Source organism: Mesorhizobium sp. f-mel (assembly GCF_053850215.1).
Map to the genome: position 1 here is coordinate 109648 of NZ_JBSPTO010000001.1, position 22352 is coordinate 131999.

Genomic DNA, 22352 nt, shown 5'->3' on the forward strand with positions numbered 1-22352 from the left:
GTCTGGAAGCGTAAGGGCCGGAATCGATGTTCGGAATTGACGGCACCGTATTGGCATTCATTGTGCTCGCCGGCTTCAGCGCCGGCGCGGTCACCTATGCTTTTCTGTTCAATCGGATCAGCACCGAGAAGCAAGTCGGCAGGCGGCTTGAAACGATCAAGACCGCCGAGACGGATGGTGCCGTCGTCAAGGCCTCGCGCGATCGCATGGCGGAAGCGGCCAAGCGGCGAAAATCGGTCCAGGATTCGCTGAAGGATCTCGAACAGAAGCAAAAAACCAACCAGAGCATCGTCAAAAAGCCGCCACTGAAGGCTCAGATCCGTCAGGCGGGCATGAAGTTCTCACTTGAGCGCTTCTATCTCTACTCGGCGGTTTGTGGCGTCGCCCTGACGTTTCTTGCCTATTTCATCGGCGCGCCGTTGTTTGTCTTGCCGGGTGCGCTGCTGGTCGGTGCTCTCGGCCTGCCACGCTGGTTCGTCTCGTTTTGCCGCGCCCGCCGGGTCAAGGCATTCCTCAACGAATTTCCGAACGCGCTCGACATCATCGTGCGTGCTGTCAAATCCGGCCTGCCGCTAAACGACGCCGTCCGCCTGATCGCCAACGAATCCCCTGAACCGGTCAAGACCGAGTTCCGCCGCATCGTCGATTCGCAGCAGATGGGCCTGTCGATCCCCGACGCCAGCATGCGCATGGCTGAGACAATGCCGTGCACGGAAGCGAGCTTCTTCGGCATCGTCATCCAGATCCAGTCCCAGGCCGGCGGCAATCTTTCCGAGGCGCTGGGCAATCTTTCGCGCGTGCTTCGCGACCGCAAGAAAATGAAGGCCAAGGTCCAGGCGCTGTCCATGGAAGCGAAGGCGTCCGCCGTGATCATCGGCGCGTTGCCTTTCGTCGTCGCCTTTCTCGTCTACCTGACAAGCCCGAACTACATCATGCCTCTGTTTACCACCAACGCCGGCAATCTGATCCTCGGCTGCTCGGCGGTCTGGATGGGGATCGGCATCCTGGTGATGCGCAAGATGATGAACTTCGAAGTTTAGGATTTCGAGCGCATGACTGAGAACGTCGTCAAAACCCTTACCGACCCGGCGTTCCTGATTGCCTTGCTGGTTGGCATCGCGGTGTTTGCGACCGTCTTTACGCTGCTGCCTGCCTTTGGCGGAAACCAGCTCAAGGCGCGCATGAAATCCGTGGCGCTGGAGCGCGACGAATTGCGCGCCAAGCAGCGTGCGCGGCTTGCGATCGAGGCCGATCGCCGCCGCAAGGGCCTGCGTGAGGAACAGTCGATCGGCATGCGCAACATTGTCGACCGGCTGGACCTGAGGCGCGCCCTGGCCGATGAAGGCACCTTGCAGAAACTCAAGGTGGCGGGCTTTCGCGGGCAGAATCCGCTGACGCGGTTTCTTTTCTTCCGTCTGGTCCTGCCCTTTGTCGGCTTTGCGCTGGCCGCGATGTATCTGTTCGTGCTCGGGGGGTTGCCGGAGCAGCCGCCTGTCATCAAATTGTTCGTCTGTATCGTCGTCGCCTATGCGGGTTTTTACGCGCCGGTGCTCTATGTCAACAACCGCGCCACCAAACGCAAGCAGTCGATCCAGATGGCGTGGCCGGACGCACTCGATCTGATGCTGATCTGCGTCGAATCCGGCATGTCCGTGGAGGCGGCGTTTCGTAAGGTCGCGGACGAGATCGGCGCGCAATCGGTGGCACTTGCCGAAGAGTTCATCCTGACCAATGCCGAGCTTTCCTACTTGCAGGAACGCAAGCAGGCTTACGAAAACCTTGCAAGCCGCACCGGCCTGGAGTCGGTCAAGTCGGTGTCACAGGCGCTGGTGCAGGCCGAGCGCTACGGCACGCCGGTGGCGCATGCGCTGCGCGTGCTTGCCGGCGAAAGCCGCGACATGCGCATGAACGCCGCCGAGAAGAAAGCCGCGGCTTTGCCGCCGAAGCTCACCGTGCCGATGATCCTGTTCTTCCTGCCGGTGCTGTTTGCCATCATTCTAGGCCCCGCCGGCATCCAGGTGAGCCAGCGCGGCATCTTCGGCGACCAGCCGACGTCGAGCAGCCAATAGCCTCGCCAAGGCGACAACACATGCGAAAGCCGCGGTGCTGATGCAACGCGGCTTTGTGTTTCAAGCATATCGATGAGCTGAGGGAACTGGCAGGTTTGAGCAAAGCCGGCGTGGTCAATTGGTGGCAGGCTTTGCCTTGTCTTGGTCCTTGAGCTGGCTCCAGGCATTCTGCTGGGCGAGCATCTGGCGAAGGTAAGTCACGTTCGCCTGCGCCTGTTCGGCCGAAAGCTCCTGGGAGGCGATCTTCTCGGCTTCGTCGAAGCGGCCCTGCAGGCCGACGACCAACGCCAGGTTCTGGCGGACGCGGCTGTCGGCGTTCGGCTGCTGGGCGGCCGAGCGCATATAGGTTTCGGCCGTGCGCAGATCACCTTCCAGCACATAGGACATGCCGAGATTTGAAAGGATTGAAGGTTCGTTCGGCTTGAGGTCAAGCGCCTTGCGGTAATTCTGGCGCGCCTCGTCTCTCTGGCCAAGCTGGTCGAGAATCGCGGCTTCCGCCGATACCAGCTTCCAGTCGGGATATTCCGGTGTCTGCGCGCGGCGCACCGCGTCGAGCGCCGGCTCGAACTGCCCGTTGGCGGCCAGTGCCTTGCCGTAGGCGGCGAGCACGTCGCGGTCCTTCGGCAGGGCGATCGCCAGTTTGCGCATCACAGCGAGCGATTGGTCGACGTCGCCATCCATTTGCAGCGCCGCGGCATAATTCGTCGCGATCCGCTTGTCGTTGGGGTTCTTGGCGTAGGACTGACCGAGCGCGATCGTCGCCTTGTGCAACTCGCCGGCCGACATGGTTTCCAGTGGTTTTCCGCTGGTGCGTCCGATCGAGCCGGTCGTCAGCTTGCTGGTCCCGCAGCCTGCAACGCTTGCAGCGAGCGCTATTATGAACGCCGTGGTGATCAGCCGCTTCCCCGTGGCGTTCGTCATGCGGTTGGTCGGCATCTGCACCAGGGCCTCCATTCGTAAACGTGGCCGTTACGTGGCCATCTTCCCTCCCGCAGAAATATTCTGTTAACCCTAACGGACAGTTAAAAAGCGCCGACTCGGAAGCCGGAGACCATCGAATGCCAGTCGAACTCATCGGGAGAAAACTGAAGACCGCGCTGCCGGTTCACCTGGTGGCGAAGGATAGGCTGGATGCAGCGGATTTTGCCTCGTCCACGCTCGCCTGGGCCAAGGCCAACGGCTTTTCCGGTGAGGCCGGCAGGACGCTGCTCATACCCGGCGAAAACGGCGCGCTTGCCGGAGCACTGTTCGGCACGGGCGATGGCGAAGGCGCGCTTGCCATCGGCGGGCTGGCGAGAGCCTTGCCCGAAGGCGACTGGCATTTCGCCTCGGCACCCGCCGAACCGGAACTGGCGTCCATCGCACTGGCGCTCGGCGGCTATGTCTTCACCCGCTACGGCAAAAAGCCCGGCAAGGCACTGCGTTTTTCGCTGCCGTCCGGCGCCGACGCGGCGCGTGTTCGCCGCATCGCCGATGGCGTCTTCCTGACGCGCGATCTGGTCAACACGCCGACCAGCGACATGGGACCGGACGAGCTGGAGAAGGCGGTTCGGACGCTGGCCGGGAGGCACAAGGCCGAAATGTCGGTGACCAAGGGCGACGAGCTGCTCAAGAAGAATTTCCCGATGATCCATGCGGTCGGCCGCGCATCGGTCGGCGCGCCGCGTCTGATTGACATGATTTGGGGGCCGAAGAACGCCCCGAAGGTGACGCTGGTCGGCAAGGGCGTCTGCTTCGACACCGGTGGTCTCGACATCAAGCCGTCCTCGGGCATGCTCTTGATGAAGAAGGATATGGGTGGCGCCGCCAACGTCCTGGGGCTCGCCTCAATGATCATGGCCGCCGGGCTGGAGATCCGGCTGCGTGTGCTGATCCCCGCCGTCGAGAATTCGATTGCCGGCAACGCCTTCCGGCCTGGCGACGTGCTGGTGAGCCGCAAGGGCATCACCGTTGAGATCGGCAACACCGATGCCGAGGGACGGCTGGTGCTGGCGGATGCCTTGGCGCTGGCCGACGACGACGAGCCGCAACTGCTGATCGACATGGCGACCTTGACGGGGGCTGCTCGCGTCGCGCTCGGCCCCGACCTGCCGCCTTTCTACACCGGCGATGAAGCGCTGGCGTCCGAACTGGCGACTGCGTCCGCCGCGGTCGAGGATCCGCTATGGCGCATGCCGTTGTGGAAGCCCTATGACGCAAAGCTGTCGTCGAAGATCGCCGACATCAACAACGTCACGTCAGACGGTTTCGCCGGCTCTATCACCGCAGCGCTGTTCCTCAAGCGCTTCGTCGAGAAGACCGCCGCCTGGGCGCATTTCGACATCTTCGCCTGGAACCCATCCGATCGTCCGTATGGTCTCGCCGGCGGCGAGGCGCAAGGCATCCGAGCGCTGGAAAGGGTTATCTCGAAACGCCACGCCTGACGGTTCCGGTCCTACAGGAAGGTCTCAAGACTGAAACGGAACCGAAACAATTTGCCGTCATTCTGGTCGGATGTCGATTTCCATGCGCCCGAGCCAGGCCTTGCGACTGTGGCAGCAGGTGATGCTGTCCCAGGTGCGCGACGATATGCCCGATCTTACCATGCGCCAGACGGCGATCCTGTTTACGATCTATCTCGACCCGCCGCCGCACACGGTGCGCGGGCTCGCCGCCCGGCTCAATGTTACCAAGCCGGTGATCACCCGTGCGCTCGACACGATGGGGGCACTGAAGCTGGTTTCGCGCCATCGCGACGAGCTCGACAAGCGCAACGTGCTGGTCAAGCGAACTGTAGAAGGTGCTCTCTTTGTCGAGCGCTTCGGCGATGTTATCATCGCCAAGGCCCAGGAATTGCCCATTTGACCGAACTGTCCTTCTGAACGAGTTGCCGATTTGACCGCCAGGGATGCCCGCCTTCACGCCTTCCGTTCAGATCTCGCCGATGCCAGGCTGAAAGGCGAGGTCGCCGCCGATCGCTTCGTCGCCGGGCGGCCAGCTCGGATTTCAGCCGCAGTGGCCGATATCCGCAACGAGCCGCGGCCGGATGCCGGCGTCAACACCCAGCTTCTGTTCGGCGACGACGTCCTTGTCTTCGAGGACGTCGAAGGCTGGGCCTGGATCCAGGCCGAGCGCGACGGCTATGTCGGCTATGTCGCCGACTCCGCGCTGGGCGGGCGGGACCATGCGCCCACCCATGTCGTCTCCGTGCCGCGCACCTTCCTCTATCCCGGACCGGATTTGCGGCTTCCGCTGAGCGGGCAGCTGTCGATGGGATCGGCGGTGAGGGTGGCGGGCGCGGCCGAAACGCGCGGCACGCACTATGCACTGCTGCCGTCCGGCGAGGCGGTCATATCGGGCCATTTGAGACCCTTGAACAGACCAGCTGCCGATTACGTCGCGGTCGCGGAAACCTTTCTCGGCACGCCCTATCTGTGGGGCGGCGCCTCCGGCTTTGGCATCGATTGTTCCGGTCTCGTGCAATTGGCAATGCACATGGCCGGCAGGCAAGTGCTGCGCGATTCCGACATGCAGGCGGCGACCATCGGTGAGTCGCTCGAGCCCGGACCAAATTTTGCAGGGCTACGGCGCGGCGACCTGGTGTTCTGGAAAGGCCATGTGGCGATCATGACCGACCCGGAAACGATGATCCACGCCAACGGCCACACCATGCTGGTCTCGCGTGAAGGGTTCAAGGAAGCCGTCGCCCGCATCGGCTATCTCTATGGCGGGCCGACAGGGTTTCGGCGGCCATAGCGCCAGAGCGGAGAAGGGAGACGCTCGATCACCTTTTGTTCCGATTCTTCTTGGCGATTGCGCGCCGCCGCGTTACCTCTGGCGCGTGATAGAGCAGCCGCGCCTCGCCGAACAGAATGCCGCCGTGCACTTGCCCGAGCCATTCCTCAAATGGTTCGCGCAAAAGGGCTGGTCGCCGCGCGCCCATCAGATCGACTTGCTGGCGACCGCCCAAGCCGGGCAGTCGGTGCTGCTGATCGCACCGACCGGCGCCGGCAAGACGCTGGCCGGGTTTCTGCCTTCACTAACCGAGCTGGCCAAGCGGCCAAAGAGAAGGCCGGGGCAGGCGCGTCGCGGCATCCACACGCTCTACATCTCGCCGCTGAAGGCCCTGGCCGTCGACATCGAGCGCAATCTCGGCAAGCCGGTCGAAGAGATCGGGCTGCCTGTCACCATCGAGACGCGCACCGGCGACACGCCCGCGCATAAGCGCCAGCGGCAGAAGCTGGCGCCGCCCGACATTCTCCTGACCACGCCCGAGCAACTGGCGCTGCTGATTGCCGCGCCCGACGCCAGGCGCTTCTTCGAGGATCTGCACTACGTCGTGCTCGACGAACTGCATTCTTTGGTGACGTCGAAGCGCGGGCATCTCCTGTCGCTCGGGCTGGCCCGGCTGCGATCCTTTGTTCCCGGCTTGCAGACGATCGGCCTGTCGGCGACGGTCGCCGAGCCGGACGAACTGCGGCGCTGGCTGGTCAGCCAGAATCCACCGGGCGGCCTGGCCGAACTTATTGTCGTCACCGGCGGCGCCAAGCCGGAGATCTCCATTCTCGATTCGGAGGAGCGCGTGCCGTGGGCTGGACATTCGGCCCGCTACGCGACACCGGAGATCTACAGCGAGATCAAGCGACACAAGACGACCCTGCTGTTCGTCAACACACGCAGCCAGGCTGAACTGCTGTTCCAGGAATTGTGGCGGGTCAATGAAGACACTTTGCCGATCGCGCTGCATCACGGCTCGCTCGATGTCGCCCAGCGCCGGCGCGTCGAGAAAGCCATGGGCGAGAATGCCTTGCGCGCCATCGTCGCCACTTCGACGCTCGACCTCGGCATCGACTGGGGCGACGTCGACCTGGTCGTACATGTCGGCGCGCCGAAAGGCGCTAGCCGGCTGGCGCAGCGCATCGGCCGCGCCAACCACCGCATGGATGAGCCTTCGAAGGCCATCCTGATCCCGGCCAACCGCTTCGAGGTGCTGGAATGCCGGGCGGCACTCGACGCCAACTATCTCGGCGCCCAGGATACGCCGCCGCTGGTCAATGGCGGGCTCGACGTGCTGGCGCAGCATGTGCTGGGTTGCGCTTGCGGCGCGCCATTCCTTGCAGATACGCTGTTCGAGGAAGTAAGAACGGCTGCACCTTATGCCAGCCTCGATCGGCCCACATTCGACCGTGTCGTCGATTTCGTCGCCACCGGCGGCTATGCGCTGAAGAACTATGAGCGCTATGCCCGCATCCGCCTGAACAAGGACGGGCTGTGGCGCGTGTCCAATCCTCGGGTTGCCCAGCAATACCGGCTGAATGTCGGCACCATCATCGAGGTGCCGGCGCTCAATGTGCGTTACGTCCAGGCCGGCAGCAAGGGGTCCGCGTCGCGCGGCGGCCGCGTTCTCGGCAAAATCGAGGAGGCCTTCCTCGAAACGCTGACGCATGGCGACACGTTCATGTTTGCCGGCAAGGTGCTGCGCTTCGAGGGCATCCGCGAGAATGAGTGCTTCGTGTCCAATGCGCCCGGCAGCGATGCCAAGGTGCCCTATTATGGCGGCGGCAAATTTCCGCTTTCGACCTACCTCGCCGAACAGGTCCGCATCATGCTGGACGACCCGCAGCGATGGAAAAAGTTGCCGGAACAGGTCGCCGACTGGCTACGCTTCCAGGCCGACAAATCGGTGCTGCCGAAACGCGACGACCTGCTGATCGAGACCTTTCCGCGCGGCAACCGGCACTATCTGGTGGCCTATCCGTTCGAGGGCAGGCTGGCGCACCAGACGCTCGGCATGCTGCTCACCCGCCGGCTCGACAGGGCGGGAGCCAGCCCGCTCGGCTTCGTCGCCACCGACTATGCACTTGCCATATGGTCGCTTGCTGATATGGGCAGGATGTTCAGGACGAAGAAACCTTCGCTCGGCGAACTTTTCGACCAGGACATGCTGGGCGATGACCTCGAAGCCTGGCTCGCCGGCAGCTGGCTCTTGAAGCGCACCTTCCGCAATTGCGCGCTGATCTCGGGGCTGATCGAAAAACGTCATCCGGGCCAGGAGAAGAGCGGCCGTCAGGTCACCGTGTCGACCGATCTCATCTACGACGTGCTGCGCAGCCATGAGCCCGACCATATCCTGTTGCAGGCGACGCATGCCGATGCGGCCACCGGTCTGCTGGATGTCAGCAGACTTGCCGAGATGCTCTCGCGTATCCAGGGACGAATCGTGCATAAGAACCTTGAGCAGATCTCGCCGCTCGCCGTGCCGATCATGCTCGAGATCGGCAAGATGCCGGTGCATGGCGAGGCCGATGATACGCTGCTGATGGATGCGGCAACGCTGGTCGAGGAGGCCATGGGGACGAAATGAAATTTGCGCTCGCCATGACTGCGCCCCTGGCGGATGCCGATCGTATCGGCATCGCCGGCGAGCGCGCAATCTGCGATCGGCGCGGCGTGCTTTATTTTCCCGAGCTTCGGCTTCTGGCCGTGTCCGACTTGCATCTGGAAAAGGGATCGTCGCTGGCACGGCGCGGTACGTTGATCCCGCCTTACGATACCGGCGCGACATTGCTCCAATTGCAGGCGGTGATTGCCGATTATCAGCCGGCGATCGTCGTCAGCCTCGGCGACAGCTTTCATGACGGCGGCGGCGCCGCGCGCATGCACTCCAGCTTTCGCGAGCGGCTGGAAGGACTGATGGCTGGCCGCGACTGGTTCTGGGTCGCCGGCAACCATGACCCGGACGCGCCGGCCGACCTGCCCGGCGAGACGGTGCGCGAGCTGGCCATAGGCTCTCTCGTATTCCGGCATGAACCTTCGGCATTGAGAGTGGAAGGCGAGGTCGCCGGCCATCTGCACCCTTGCGCCCGCATCGTGCAGCAAGGCCGCTCGGTGCGGCGCCGCTGCTTTGCCGGCGATGGCGGCCGCATGATCATGCCGGCCTTCGGCGCGTATACCGGCTCGCTCAATGTGCTCGATCGCGCCTATGCCGGGCTGTTCCGCCGCGAAACGCTGATGGCCTATATGCTCGGCGCTGAGCGCATCTTCGCCATTTCCCACGCGATGCTCAGGCCGGGCTGAGCTGCTCTACCTGCCATAGTAGAGGGTGACTGTGTGCTTGGCTTCGGCGAAGAACAGCCAGCGCTCGACCAGCATGCCAGCGAACTGGACGATTGCGGCGAGTGTCGACAGCACCGCCGCATAGGGCCATGGCAAGGCGAACACGGCAACCAGCAGCAAGACGGGCAGAGCGAAGGCCAGCACTTGCGTGATCTGGCGCAGCCGCGCCTTGTGCTTGCGTGCGATGCGAAAGCCCATCTCCTTGAGCAGGTAGTTTTCCTCGGTGTGCGGCCATTCCAGCGACCGCACAGTACCGCCGGCAAGCCCGGTCGCGGTGTTGGCGGTTGTCGCAATTTCCAGTCTGTCATTGTATCGCCAGGTTACCAGCTTCCAGCCCCAGCCGAGCAAGGTCAGCAGCATGCAACCTGCCAGAAGAATAGTCGAACCGATGGCGAAACCCTGTAGCAGCGCGTTGAGAAGCACGCCGCCGCTCATCGCCGAAAAAATGAGATAACCGGGCAAGGTATAGCGGCTGTGCCACTGGGCGATCGGCTTCAGCGATGCATAGATCATGCCGGTGGTGCAGACGGTGATGACCGCGCCGACCGCAGCCAGCAGCCCGGCTACGGCCACCCAGCCGTCCGTGCGGCCAAGGACCACCCAGCCTATGGCGAACAGCCCCGCCGGCACGAAGGTCGCGACCGACGCAACGCCTTCGCGCGACAACCAGGAGCTGCGCCATTGCGAGAATGCCCTCCAGGCACGATCTGGCCGGCCGAGGTGGCCGGCCGACGACAACAGGCCGGCCGAGATCAGTCCAAGCGCCAGCCCCATGCCGACGAGGCCGAGCCAGACGTCAGGCGGGACGAACCCCGGTCCGGCCAGCGTCCCGAGCAGCGCGAGCAGGCCGTAACCGGCCCCCGTAGCGGTGGTGAAAAAGACGACCGAGAAAGCTGGATGCATGGATGTGCGGATCAGTTCGAAAGCATGCGGTCGACCCAGCCGAGGAAACCGCCCTCGGCCCGCACCGCTTCGAGCGCCGGCGCCGGCACCGATGCGGCGCGTGTGGTATGGGCGCGCGGCGGCAAATATTTGTTGGTAGGGTGATAGCCGAGTTCGGGCATCAGGTCGACACCGCCGCGCTCGGCCACCAGTTGCGAGATCGCCGACGCCGGGTCGCCAAGATCGCCGAAATGCCGCGCGCTGGTCGGACAGGCGGCGACGCAGGCTGGCATGCGGTCTTCTTCGGCCAGATTGTCGTTGTAGATGCGGTCGACGCACAGCGTGCATTTCTTCATCACGCCAACATCGGTGTCGAATTCTCGCGCGCCATAGGGGCAGGCCCAGCTGCATAATTTGCAGCCGATGCACTTGTCCTCGTCGACCAGCACGATGCCGTCCGAGGCCCGTTTGTAGGAGGCGCCGGTCGGGCAGACGGTGACACAGGCCGGTGTCTCGCAATGCAAGCAGGAGCGTGGGAAATTGACCGTGCGCCCACCCATCTCCGTTATGTGCTCATAGCTGTGCACGCGGTTGAACCAGACCCCGTCGGCGTCGCCGCCATAAGGATCGATGTCGGTCAGCGGCGCCATGTGGCCGCCGGTGTTCCATTCCTTGCAGGCGGTGACGCAGGCCTGGCAACCGACACAGGTGTCGAGGTCAATGACGAGGCCGAGCTTCTTGTCGGTATGGGCGGGGAGACAGGTCATGATCTGGAGGCTTCTCTTTCCCGGCGGAACTCGGCGCCGAAACTGAGCTTGTCGGGCGAGGGTTCGAAATGCGGCGGCTGCCGGAAGCGCTCGAATTGCGGCTCGGTGAAGCCGGCTTCTTCAGCCGTACATTTGACGATACGGACGCGCAGGTCGAACCATGCCGCCTGGCCGGTCACCGGATCGGAATTCGAATAGCGCTTGCCGTTCGCATCGGCGGAGGTCTGGTCGCCGATGATATGGTTGAGCAGGAAGCCGCGATTCGATTCGGCGGCGTCGTCCTTCAGCCCCCAGCTGCCGCGCCGTTTGCCGATCGCGTTCCAGGTCCACACCGTATCCGGGTTGACGCCGTCGACCAGCTTGATCTGCCCCTTGACCCTGCCGTTGATGCTCTCGATCCACACCCAGTCCTCATCGAAAAGGCCGAGGCCGGCCGCGGTCCGGTTGTGCACGAACAGCCGGTTCTGGCTGGTGATCTGCCGCAGCCACGCGTTCTGGGAACCCCAGGAGTGGTACATATGCATCGGCCGCTGTGTCAGCGCGTGCAGCGGGTATTTCTCGAGGTCGACAGCGGCCTCCTCGAAGGGCGCATACCAGAACGGCAGCGGATCCATATAGGTCTCGATGCGGCTGCGCTCTGCCTCCGGCGGCCGCACCCTCCCATGGCCGCGCGCGGCGAGGCGAAAGCGCTGCATCGGCTCGGAATAGAGCTGGAAGACGATCGGCTCGGCCTTCGGGATAAAGCCCATATTCTCGGCGAAATCGAGATAGGAGCGGTTGGCCATCTTGTAGTAGCGCTGGTCGTCCGCAAAATCATGGTGCCAGAAGCCGCCATTGTCGATGTAGCGCTGAAGCTGGTCGGGATTGGCCTCGCCCTTACCGATCGAGGCGCCGTCCTTGCCGCGCCAGCCGGCGAGCGGGCCGATCCCCGGCGAGCGCTCATGATTGACGATGTAATCGGCATAGTCGCGGTATTTGGCCGAGCCGTCGTCGTCGACGAAGCCGGGCAAGCCGAGCCGCGCGCCGAGCTCTATCAGCACCGACTGGAATGGCCTGACGTCGCGGTCCGGCTCGACGACGGGATGGCGGATGGCGTCGCCCGGGCCGTCGGCATGGCTGATCGGCCGGTCGAGCAGGCTGATGCAGTCATGCCTTTCGAGATAGGTGGTGTCGGGAAGCACGAGATCGGCGAACGGCACGGTCTCGGAATAATAGGCGTCGGAATAGATGATGAAGGGGATCTTGTAGTTTCCGGCCTCGTCGCTTTCGGTCAGCATGGCGATGGTCTCGACGGTGTTCATCGACGAGTTCCAGGCCATGTTGGACATGTACATCATCAGCGTATCGATCTTGTAGGGATCGCCGGCCCAGGCGTTGCGGATGACGGTGTGCATGAGTCCATGCGCGGCGAGCGGCGAGTCCCAGGAATAAGCCTTGTCGATACGGATGGGCGCGCCGTCATCATCGACCAGCAGATCGTCCGGCCCGCAGACGAAGCCGAGCGGCATGCCCTCCAGCGGCGTCATCGGTCTGACGTCCTTGCCCGCCGGCTTCAGCTCCGGCGGCGCCGAGCGGGGGTAGGGCGGCTTGAAGCGAAAGCCGCCCGGCACGTCCACTGTGCCGAGAAGCACCTGAAGCAGATGAATGGCGCGGCAAGAGTGAAAGCCGTTCGAATGGGCCGAGATGCCGCGCATCGCGTGCATCGACACTGGCCGGCCCTTGATCGTCTCGTGCCGGCGACCGGCCCAGTCCGTCCACGCCACCGGCAGTTCGATCGCCTGGTCGAAGGCGACATGCGCCAGTTCGGCGGCGATCCGGCGGATGGTGTCGGCGGGAACGCCGCAGCGTTCGGCAACCGCATCGGGAGAATAGCTCTCCTGCAGATAGCGGTCGGCGATGAGCTGGAAGACCGGCACGCAGCGGTGGCCGTCGACCTGGAAGTTGCCGGTCAGCGCCGGTTTTGCATCAGTGTCGGTGGCGCTGATGGGCACTTTCGCCGCCCTGTCCCAGGCCAGCGGATTGCCGTCACTGTCGCGCGCGAACAGCCCGTCATCGGCCGCACCCGGCTCCTGGATGACGAGGACATGGGCGTTGGTGTAACGCAGCAAATAATCGAGGTCGACGCGGCCGGCCTTCAGCAATTCGTGGACGAGGGCAAACACGAACAGGCCGTCGGTGCCGGGCCGGATGTCGATCCAGTCATCGGCGATGGCGTTGTAGCCGGTGCGGCACGGATTGATCGAGACCACCTTGGCGCCGCGCGCCTTGAGCTTGCCGAGACCGATCTTGATCGGATTGGAATCATGGTCTTCGGCCACGCCGAACAGCATGAAGTATCTGGTGTTGTCCCAGTCGGGTTCGCCGAACTCCCAGAATGAGCCGCCGATGGTATAGAGCCCGCCGGCCGCCATATTGACCGAGCAGAAGCCGCCATGGGCGGCGAAATTCGGCGTGCCGAACTGGCTCGCCCACCAGCCGGTCAAGGATTGCGACTGATCGCGCCCGGTGAAGAAGGCGAGTTTCTTCGGATCGGTCTGGCGTATCCTCGAAAGCCGTTCCGTCGCGATGGAAAATGCTTCCTCCCACTCGATCTCACGAAATTCTCCCGAGCCGCGCGGACCTGCGCGCAGCAATGGCTTCTTCAACCGGGCCGGACTGTAGTGCTGCATGATGCCGGCGCTGCCCTTGCCGCACAGCACGCCGCGATTGACTGGATGGTCCTTGTTGCCGTTGATGTAGCGGACCTTGCCGTCCTTGATGTGGACGTCGATGCCGCAGCGGCAGGCGCACATGTAGCAGGTGGTCTTGGCGATGCTGTCGGAGACATCGGGCGAAGTATCGACGCCATCGCCCTCGTCGGGCGCGCGTGTGTCGGCAAGGGGCCGTTGGGACGGTGCGGAATTGGCGCCGCGCAGCGTTCGGTGGTTCATGATCCGGTGCTTTTGTAAGCCGTGAATTTGGCTCTCGTCTTCGGCCCGGGGCCGCGCATGTAGTGCTCTTCCGGGTGATAGCGATCGCCGGCAAGCCGGCGCCGTAGGCTGCGGGTCCAATGGGCAAACAGGGATTTTAACCGCCCGATCACATTCTACCCTTTGCGGCCTGGCCGCGATATTTTTCCAATTTCTTTCAGAAACTTAGAACAAAGCAATCGATCCGTCTAACAAGTTGCTCTTGTAACTTCAATCGAATTTGTTTCTTAATTCTCTCATGACCCTAGACCAATTGCGGATCTTCGTTGCTGTCGCCGAGCGAGGGCATATGACCAAGGCGGCCGAGCTGCTGGGCATTTCCCAGTCGGCGGCGTCGGCCGCCATCCGCTCGCTCGAACAGCAGCACGGCGTCCGGCTTTTCAACCGGGTCGGCCGCAACATCGAGCTCGCGCAGACCGGGCACCGGTTCCTGCCTGAGGCCAAGGCCGTGCTCGAACGGGCGGCTGCCGCTCACAATGTGCTGGAGCACGTTTCCCAGACGATCACCGGCAGCCTTTCGATCGCCGCCAGCCAAACTATTGCCAGCTACTGGCTGCCGCGCCGCCTGGCCTCCTTCCACGAGGCCTATCCCGCCGTCAGGCTGAGCGTGACCATCGGCAACACCAGGCAGGTCGAGACCAATGTCCTGGACGGTACGGCGGATTTTGGCTTGGTCGAGGGGCGCACTGAATCCGACATGTTGCGGCGCGCCAAGGTCGATGTGGATCGACTGATGCTGGTCGTGGCGCATTCGCATCCCGAGATCGTTGAAGTCTCGCGCGGGCATCCGGATATCAGGGAGTTCCGCTGGATCATCAGGGAAGGCGGATCAGGCACGCGCGAGGTGCTGGAAGATCTTGCCCGCCGCGAAGGGATCTCGTTCGCGGACCTGCGGATATTCCTGGTACTGCCGAGCAACGAGGCGGTTCGTCAGGCGGTCGAGGCCGGTGCCGGCGCCACCATCATTTCGAGGCTCGTCGTCGAACGAGCCGTTGCCGAAGGCAGCTTGCGGTCCGTGCCAATCGAACTGCCGAAGCGCGATTTCGCGATGATCACGCATCGTGACCGGCAGGCAAGCCTGGCCCAGATGGCACTCAAGGTGCATCTGAGCGCGAGGGCCGACGAAACCGTCCGGGAGTAAGCCGGGTCAGCCGAATTTCCGCTGCGCGTCGAGCGCCAGCCCAAGCCCGACCGAGCCGAACATGTCACCTTGGATGACGGACGCCTGCGGCAACAAGGCTAATATCTGCTGCCTTGCCAGCGGGATGGCGGTCGATCCGCCGGTCAGGAACACCGCGGTGATGTCGGATGGTTTCACCTGCGAGTCCCGGATGGTCTCACCAACCGTCGCGGCCACTCGTTCGATCTCCCTAACGATCGTGGCTTCGAGCCCGGCGCGCGTAATTTCTGCCGCGAACTTCGCACCGGGCAGCGCGACTACGACATCACCAGAAAGTTGCTCCGTCAGCGCGATCTTGGCCTTTTCAACTGAAGCAGCCAGCGCGTGCCCGTAACGATGCTCGACGATATGGATGAAACGGTCGACCAGGTCGGCGCGTTCCGCCTCGTAGCGGATCTGGCGCAGATGCGTCATCGCCCTCGGGGTGTAGACCAGATTGATGCGCTGCCAAGTCGCCAGGTCGATGAAGTAGCTGGCCGGCAAGTTGCGCTTGCCGTCCTTGGTCGGCGAGAGGTAGCCGAACTGCGGCATTACATGGGCGATGCTCAACAGCCGGTCGAAGTCGGTGCCGCCGATGTGGATGCCTCGGCTCGCCAGAATGTCGTCTTTGCGATCGAGGGAGCGGGCGCGCTGCGGCGACACCCGCACGATCGAGAAGTCGGATGTGCCGCCACCCATGTCGACGATCAGCGCCAGTTCTTCCCGCGTGACCTTCTGCTCGTAGTCGAGCGCCGCCGCGATCGGCTCGAACTGAAAGGCGATATGCTTGAAGCCCTGGGCGCGTGCCGCGTTCTCGAGTTCACCTGCAGCCTTGGCATCGGCCTCGGCATCATCGTCGACGAACTGCACGGGACGACCGAGCACCACGCTCTCGACCGTATGGCCGGCATTGTCCTCCAGCTTTTTCCTGAGATGGCCGACGAACAGACCGATGATCTCGGTAAAGGCGATCGATCGGGCCTTGATCCGCGTCTTTTCATGGACAAGTGAACTGCCGAGCACGCTCTTCAGCGAGCGCATCAGGCGACCTTCGATGCTGTCGGTATAGTTGGCGATGGCGCGGCGCCCGAAATAGTTGCGGTTGTCCTCGAAGTTGAAGAATACGGCGCTCGGCAGCGTCACTTCGCCGTCTTCCAGCGCCACCAGCCGCGGCTGCCCGTTCCTGACCACGCCCACGGTGGAATTCGAAGTGCCGAAGTCGATACCGCCGAATGCTGGTCGCATCGTAAGTCCTGTATTCTGATGTGGGAGCGACAGCTCGTGTCCAGTCGGGCCGGGGTCGCGGTCTAACCCATGAACCCCAAAAGGGGAACCACCTTTCGGAAGAGGCCTAGTCCTTTCGGAAGACCAGTCTTCCGAGCCAGCCTGTCAGCATGGCTAGCGACACGGCGAAGACGCCGTAGAGGAAGGAATAATCGTGGGCGACGCGGAAGATCGACTGTTCGAAACCGGACTTGCGGATTTCGAGCTGGGCGGAGCTTTCCTTGATGAACAGGCCGCTCTTGAACAGAAACGCACGGGCCTTGTGGGTGCCGACTGGAACGTTGGGGGCGAGCCTGACGGTGGCGCGAAACAGGTTCTGCGACAGGAACTGCACGCCGCCAACGTTCTCGCTGTAGAGGCCGGTCGCCGTTTTGCGCTCGCGCAGCGCCGCGGTGAATTCCTGGATTGTCGCTGGACTGTCGCCATCGTCGGCCGGCTGCATGTAGATGTTGGCGGCGCCGAGTGACAGTTGCTTGTAGCTGTTGGGGTCGGTGACGTCCTGTAGCGGGCGCGTCGTCGCCACCGAATATGACACCGGCACATTCTCGAAGGTCTCGGACTCCAGATTGATCCAGATGCCGAGCACCCGGTCCTTACGGCGCACGACGACCGGCCGGGCCGGACCCTCAAGCACGACGATGATGTCGTAGCGCCCCTGGCGCGCGACAAGCGGGTCGGCATTTTCCAATGAGCCGAAGATGGTGAGATCGGCGCCGGAAAAGCCGGCGGTGATCGAGACATGGTCGGTGGACAGACCGATCTGGATATTTTCAGTAGCTGGCGTCTGCGCTTTTCCGGGTGACGCGACTGCCAACAGCGACAGCGAGGCAACGACCAAGAACGCCCTCAAGCCCGCCATCAGGTCGGATCCACGCCGGACAGGGAATAGAGGTTGGGCGGCGTCACGAACAGATCGATCGCGAGCCGGATTGCGACCGCCAGCACCAGCAATGCCAGCAGCGCCCTGAGCTGCTCGCCACGCAGCCTTTGGCCGGCCTTGGCGCCGTATTGCGCGCCGGCGACGCCGCCCGCCATCAACAGGAAGGCGAGCATAACGTCTACTGTCTGGTTGGTGGTGGCGTGGACCAGCGTCGTGTAGGCCGAGGTGAAGATGATCTGGAATAGCGACGTGCCGATGACGACGTTGGTCGGCACTTTCAAGAGATAGATCAGCGCCGGTACCATGATGAAACCGCCGCCGACGCCCATGATCGACGACAGGAAGCCGATGCCAGCGCCGAGGCCGAGCACCGGGATGACGCTGACGAAAAGCTTCGAGGCCCTGAACCGCATTTTCAGCGGCAAGCGGTGGATCCAGTTGTGCTGGCCGGATTTCTTTAGCACCGGTGCCGCGCCGCTGCGGGTGGCGCGCAGCGCATTGACGCTCTCGACCAGCATCAGCCCGCCGACGGTGCCAAGCAGCACGACATAGAGCAGGGAGATGAACAGGTCGAGCTGGCCGAGCCGGCGCAAGAAACCAAAGACAAAGATGCCGCCGGTTGAGCCGACGATGCCGCCTGCCAAAAGCACACCGCCGAGCTTGAAGTCGAGCGTGCCGCGCTTCACATGCGACAATGCGCCGGAGAAGGAGGAGGCGATGACTTGGTTGGCGCCGGTGGCGACCGCGATCGCCGGCGGTATGTTGTAGAAGATCAGCAGCGGCGTGATGAGGAAGCCGCCGCCCACTCCGAACATGCCCGACAGGAAGCCCACTGCCGCGCCCATGGCCAGCAGCACGAAAATGTTGACGGAAAGTTCCGCGATCGGGAGATAGATGCCCACCCGTCAGTCTCGATCAGTTTGCCTCTCGGCGAATGCAACCGTTGCGGGCATTTCGCGCCAAAAAGCCTATCTCGTTCTTGCGCCGGCCGGGCGGCGAAGTCAAACCTCGCCACGCCGCCGAAACGAAAAACAACTCAATCAGTTAACAGGCAAATGTGTGGCAACGGCGTCGCGGAAACGACGCATCTGACGTTATTTGCGCGCAAGCAGCGCCTTGACCAGTTTTTCGTCGACCGCGCCCGTCGCCTGCAGGTCGTTGTCGGTCTGGAAAGCCATGATGGCATCCTTTGTTTTCTGGCCCATCACGCCGTCGGCATTGCCGGCCTCATAGCCGTTCTTGTTGAGAATGCGCTGGATATTCTGAACGACCTTCTTCATGTCGACGCTGGCGGTCGTCTGCGGCGTGCCATCCTGCCATGATTCGGGAATGTCGGCCGAATTGGCCGCAGGATCGATCGGCTCTGCCTTCCACAGTTCGGCGGCGGCGCGTGCGCGTTCGAGCTGCTCGGGCCTGAGCGCCTCGGCGATCTCGTCGCGCTTTGCCGCCGCATCCTTGTCGCCGGCCTTGGCGACGAGTGCGAACCATTTGTAGGATTCTTCGAGATTCTGCTTCATGCCGACGCCCTTCGCCGCCAGGATGCCGAGATTGAACTGGCTGTCCTTGACGCCGAGCTCGGCGGCGGCCTGGAACCAGTGCGCGGCGGATTCATTGTCGGTCACTCCGTCCGCAGCCATGGCAAAGAGCACGGCGAGATTGTGCATGGCGCTGGCGTTGCCCTGAGCCGCGGCGAGCTGGTACCAGGTCTTCGCCTTCTTGACGTCGCGCGCGACCCCGGTGCCCTTCTCATAGAAGTTGCCGATCCGGTATTCCGCCGGTGCGAAGCCGAGTTCGGCTGATTTCTCGTACCATTTGGCGGCCGCTGCCATGTCTTGCTTGACGCCGCGCGATTCGGCGTAGCGCGAGCCGATCTCGAACAACGCCTTGGCGTCGCCGCCGGCCGCTGCATCACGCAAGGCAGCTGGGCCGGCATCGGCTGGGATGTCGATGTTGGCAGTGGCCGCCGCTGTCGAAGCATCCGCAGGTGTGACCGTGCCGGTCATCTCTTGGGTCGCGGGCGTGGCGGCCCGCGCTGTGGCCATTGGCTCGGTGTCCGCAGCCGTCGGGCCCGCAGGTGCCAAGGCTGTCACGTTCGCCGCCGCCGGATCGGGCGGCGCCGTTGGAGTCATGGGCGCAGGAACGGGTTCAGCCTGGGGTACGGTGCCCATCGTCGTTCCGGCGTCCGACAGCGCGGCGCGAGCGGCCGGTGCCGGCATGTCGTCTTCGGCTATCGATTCGGACGGTTCTGCTTGCCGGACGGCGCGAGCCGGCGCGCTGTCCTGTGCTGCAGTTTGCGCATCCGTCTTCGGCTCGCTGGCGGTACCGGCCGACACGGTTTCCGCCGGCTGCGCGGCCACGACCGGCGCCGCATCATTGCTGGCTATTTCAACGGGATCCGAGAAGAAGGCCTTGCCCAATTGTAAGCCGGCGAGCGCTAGCATGACTGCGGCGGCCGCCATCAGGATCGGCTTGCGCCGCGCCTTGAGCAGGTCGCCAATCCTGAGCGCCTTCACCGGGCCGCTCATCGTCGATTGCCGCTTGAGAGCGTCGGCCTCGGCAGCGGCCGCTTGCGCCGCGCGTCTGGCTGCGGCGATGAAGTCGGATTTCGATGCATCGGCATTGCCGGCCCTGACCGGCGGTCCGCGTTCGTCGCGCACGCGTTTCATGATGGCGTTGAGGTCGGGGGGGCCGGAGCCGGGCTCGAGCGGCCGGTTGGCAACCTTCGGATCCAGCGGCTCGTCGAGATCGGCGCTCGGTATCTCGACATCAGGCGCCAAGCCGGCAATCGGTGGAACGTCTGCCTCCTTCTTACCCTTGAAGGCGCGCGCCAGTCCGCCGAACATCGACTTCCGGCCACCGGGCTGCTCACTTTTCTCCGTCACCGTATCCGCACCAAGCGCCGCCATGGCCGCGGCCGCAGCGGCTTCGGCCGGCGTGCGCGGGTCTGGCTCATTGCGCATGATAGCATTGGCACGGCTGTCAAGGTCGGCCATGTCTCCAGTCAGCGGTAATGGCTGGTCGATATCCATGGACGGCGCGTCCTGGACCGTGATCTTGGAGGCTCGTGCCGCCCGCGCGCGCACCGGCGCAGCAGGCTGCGTGAACTCGCTCGCGGCTTCGGTCGCCTCGCCGGTTTCCAGCGAGCCCAGGCGGTCGACGATCTTGAGCAGCGTGTCGTGAATGGCCTCGAAGGTCCTCGAATTGCGCTCGTCGGAACGGCGCGTCAGTGCTTCGAGCGTCTTTAGATCCTGGGCGAGGCCAGAGACGGCCGCCGTGTTGGCACTGGAGCCGGCCAGCGAACGGACGGCGCTCTCGGCGGCCTCGCGCGCCGCGCTGAGGATGGAATCGCGGGTGCCAGCCAGCGACTTCTCGATTTCGTTGAGACGAGGGCTGATGTCCTCGAATTCCGGCAGTGGCGTGCCGGGCTTCGAAAGATGCGCCGACAGACCCGCGACTTGCGCCTCCAGGCTGCGGATCAGGGCCGGGTCGATGCCGGCGACTTGTGCCGCGGATGAATCCAGCCGGCTTGAAATATCTTCGAGGCGGCCTTCCAGGCCACGGATCGCCGCTTCGCTTGCTGAATCGCGAACGCGCGTTTCCATGCGCTGGGCCAGCGCGCTGAAGCGGGCGTCGATGGCGTCCATGATGCCGGCCCCGTCGATCTGCGGCACACGTTGGTCCAGCCTGTCGACGACTTCGTCCAGCCGGCGCTCGAGATCACGAAACAGCATGTTGCCTTGTTCGATCGCGTCGCCTTGGCGGCGTTCTATCATGCCGGACAGCACGTCGAAACGTTGCTCCAGCCCCTGGAAGATGTAGTCGGCATCCGGCATGGCAGGCGCCCTGTCGATCTTGTCGGCAATGAGCGCGATCTGCTTGTCGAGACGCTCCATCGCCTGCTCCGGCAAATTGGCCCGGCCGGCAAGATCGTCGACCCGGCTCGACAGCATGTTGAGGCGGTCGATAACCTCGCCGCTGGGGTGAACTTGCGTGACTTCCTCGATCTGCTGGGCAAGCGAGGCGATTCGCTTCTCGATTCGTTCGAAGGGTTCGGGGTCGAATGAATTGGCCTGCGCGGCGACGGTGGATGCGACGATAGCGCGGGAAATCTCGTCCAGCCGCTCGTCGATCATACCGAATGTGCTGCTGCCGCGATTGTCCTGCTGCCTGGCGAAATGATCTACGGCACCGGCAAGCGTGCGGACCTTTTCTTCGAGCGACCGCAGCGACAGTGATTCCGGCAAATTGTTGACGGCATTGCTGATCTGTTCGAGCCGGTCGGTCAGCATCGAAAGACCGGGTGCGTCCGACCGCTTGCGCTGATCGGCATCGACACGATCCTCGAACGCGGTCCAGCGGCGGTCGAAATCGTCCCAGCGGCGGCCGACGGCCTGCACGCTCTCCTCGCGCGCCAACGTGTCGAGCGCGGCCTTGACCTGCTCCAGCTCGAGCCGGAGCATGTTGACGCTTCTGTCGTCGCTCTTTTCGGCAAGGGTCTGGATGGCGCTGGAAAGCCGCTCGAACTCGACGCCGAGTTCGGCGCTGCCTTTGCCGCCCCCCGATTGGCCACCCGGCTGGGCGCTTGCCTGGAAAGCCCGCTCGATGTCCTTGCGCAGCGCTTCGAATTCGCGCTGCAGGCCGGCGGTCATCTGGAGGCGCAGTTCCTCGCGCAGACCGCGCAATTCGCCGGCGATCTTGCCGACCACGGCGACGCCGTCTTCTTGGCCGCGCACGCGGTCGATATCGCGGGCGATGGCCTGGTAACTCTGGTCGAAGGTAGCCGGCGCCGGGCTTTTCGGCGGCTGTGCGAGGCGCAGATCCTCATAGGGTCGGGCGCTGGCATAGCGCGGCTCCGCGCTCGGCCGGCGCGGATCGAGACGCTCGCTCATGTCCTCGCGCGTCCGCTCCAGCCGCTGCTCCAGCGTTTCCAGGGAACGGTTGAGCTGTTCAAGCGTGGTGTGCGGCCTGCGCTGCCTGCCGGCGTTGAGTGTATCGAGATAGGACCGCTTGCTGTTCATCGATGCGCCCGTTCAGAATTACTGCTGGCTTATGACCAGTTTCCCAAAGTCCTGCCGGAAACGAAGGCGGCCGCGCGGCTTTGCTGCGGCGGAAGACCAACTTCCCGGGTTTCACCCGCGCTCCGAAAAACCGTGAAAAATTCGCTACAGGATAAACACGGGTAACCGACATGCGCACATTTCGCCCAACGTGGTAAACAACGCGTTAACTAAGCTTAAGAAGTTACAA

At 63.6% G+C, this 22352-nt stretch carries 16 protein-coding genes; 8 read left to right on the forward strand and 8 right to left on the reverse strand.

Features of this window, described 5'->3' with window-relative positions:
• The first annotated feature begins 26 nt into the window (after positions 1-26).
• Positions 27-1040 (forward strand): type II secretion system F family protein, encoded by a 1014-nt coding sequence (locus ACWUKX_RS00555; RefSeq protein ID WP_456002909.1) that lies wholly within the window; start codon positions 27-29, stop codon positions 1038-1040.
• A 12-nt stretch (positions 1041-1052) separates the two neighbouring features.
• Entirely contained in the window at positions 1053-2069 is a 1017-nt protein-coding gene (locus ACWUKX_RS00560) for a type II secretion system F family protein (RefSeq protein WP_456002911.1), read from the forward strand.
• A 114-nt stretch (positions 2070-2183) separates the two neighbouring features.
• On the opposite strand, the gene ACWUKX_RS00565 is transcribed toward ACWUKX_RS00560, so the two are convergent.
• Positions 2184-3005, reverse strand: coding sequence for a tetratricopeptide repeat protein (locus ACWUKX_RS00565; RefSeq protein WP_095517160.1), 822 nt, complete (start codon positions 3003-3005; stop codon positions 2184-2186).
• Between the two features lie 122 nt (positions 3006-3127).
• Here ACWUKX_RS00565 and ACWUKX_RS00570 point away from each other — a divergent pair, with 122 nt between their 5' ends.
• The 5 genes from ACWUKX_RS00570 to pdeM all read left to right on the forward strand — a co-directional run bounded on the left by ACWUKX_RS00570 (position 3128) and on the right by pdeM (position 9125).
• Positions 3128-4492, forward strand: a complete 1365-nt coding sequence (locus ACWUKX_RS00570) for a leucyl aminopeptidase family protein (RefSeq protein ID WP_456002913.1) — start codon at positions 3128-3130, stop codon at positions 4490-4492.
• A gap of 70 nt (positions 4493-4562) precedes the next feature.
• The gene (locus ACWUKX_RS00575; protein ID WP_065005864.1) at positions 4563-4913 is read left to right on the forward strand and encodes a MarR family winged helix-turn-helix transcriptional regulator; all 351 of its coding nucleotides are present in this window, start codon (positions 4563-4565) and stop codon (positions 4911-4913) included.
• 30 nt (positions 4914-4943) lie between these two features.
• Positions 4944-5804 (forward strand): C40 family peptidase, encoded by an 861-nt coding sequence (locus ACWUKX_RS00580; RefSeq protein ID WP_456002915.1) that lies wholly within the window; start codon positions 4944-4946, stop codon positions 5802-5804.
• An 85-nt stretch (positions 5805-5889) separates the two neighbouring features.
• A complete protein-coding gene (locus ACWUKX_RS00585; RefSeq protein ID WP_456004040.1) occupies positions 5890-8412 on the forward strand; it encodes a ligase-associated DNA damage response DEXH box helicase in 2523 nt (840 codons plus the stop codon).
• Positions 8409-9125 (forward strand): ligase-associated DNA damage response endonuclease PdeM, encoded by a 717-nt coding sequence (pdeM, locus tag ACWUKX_RS00590; RefSeq protein WP_456002919.1) that lies wholly within the window; start codon positions 8409-8411, stop codon positions 9123-9125. Before ACWUKX_RS00585 ends, pdeM begins: the two co-directional genes overlap by 4 nt.
• Before the next feature lie 6 nt (positions 9126-9131).
• Here pdeM and ACWUKX_RS00595 read toward each other — a convergent pair whose 3' ends face one another.
• Genes ACWUKX_RS00595 through ACWUKX_RS00605 form a run of 3 tightly spaced genes read right to left on the reverse strand, consistent with a single transcriptional unit; the run spans position 9132 to position 13743 of the window.
• Positions 9132-10067, reverse strand: a complete 936-nt coding sequence (locus ACWUKX_RS00595; RefSeq protein ID WP_456002921.1) for a dimethyl sulfoxide reductase anchor subunit family protein — start codon at positions 10065-10067, stop codon at positions 9132-9134.
• Between the two features lie 11 nt (positions 10068-10078).
• Entirely contained in the window at positions 10079-10813 is a 735-nt protein-coding gene (locus tag ACWUKX_RS00600) for a 4Fe-4S dicluster domain-containing protein (protein WP_456002923.1), read from the reverse strand.
• Positions 10810-13743, reverse strand: coding sequence for a molybdopterin oxidoreductase family protein (locus ACWUKX_RS00605; protein WP_456002925.1), 2934 nt, complete (start codon positions 13741-13743; stop codon positions 10810-10812). The genes ACWUKX_RS00600 and ACWUKX_RS00605 overlap by 4 nt, the downstream gene beginning before the upstream one ends.
• 277 nt (positions 13744-14020) lie before the next feature.
• On the opposite strand from ACWUKX_RS00605, the gene ACWUKX_RS00610 reads away from it, so the two are divergent.
• Positions 14021-14923 (forward strand): LysR substrate-binding domain-containing protein, encoded by a 903-nt coding sequence (locus tag ACWUKX_RS00610; RefSeq protein ID WP_456002927.1) that lies wholly within the window; start codon positions 14021-14023, stop codon positions 14921-14923.
• 6 nt (positions 14924-14929) lie between these two features.
• Here ACWUKX_RS00610 and ACWUKX_RS00615 read toward each other — a convergent pair whose 3' ends face one another.
• The 4 genes from ACWUKX_RS00615 to ACWUKX_RS00630 form a co-directional block, all read right to left on the reverse strand.
• Positions 14930-16186 carry an Hsp70 family protein gene (locus ACWUKX_RS00615; RefSeq protein WP_456002929.1) on the reverse strand — a complete coding sequence of 419 codons (1257 nt, stop codon included), beginning with the start codon at positions 16184-16186 and terminating at the stop codon, positions 14930-14932.
• A 106-nt stretch (positions 16187-16292) separates the two neighbouring features.
• Complete coding sequence (locus ACWUKX_RS00620; protein ID WP_029356874.1) at positions 16293-17084, reverse strand: TIGR02186 family protein; 792 nt, start codon at positions 17082-17084, stop codon at positions 16293-16295.
• Positions 17084-18007, reverse strand: coding sequence for a sulfite exporter TauE/SafE family protein (locus tag ACWUKX_RS00625; RefSeq protein ID WP_029356872.1), 924 nt, complete (start codon positions 18005-18007; stop codon positions 17084-17086). The genes ACWUKX_RS00620 and ACWUKX_RS00625 overlap by 1 nt, the downstream gene beginning before the upstream one ends.
• 192 nt (positions 18008-18199) lie before the next feature.
• Entirely contained in the window at positions 18200-22123 is a 3924-nt protein-coding gene (locus ACWUKX_RS00630; RefSeq protein WP_456002931.1) for a peptidoglycan-binding protein, read from the reverse strand.
• Positions 22124-22352 lie beyond the last annotated feature (229 nt).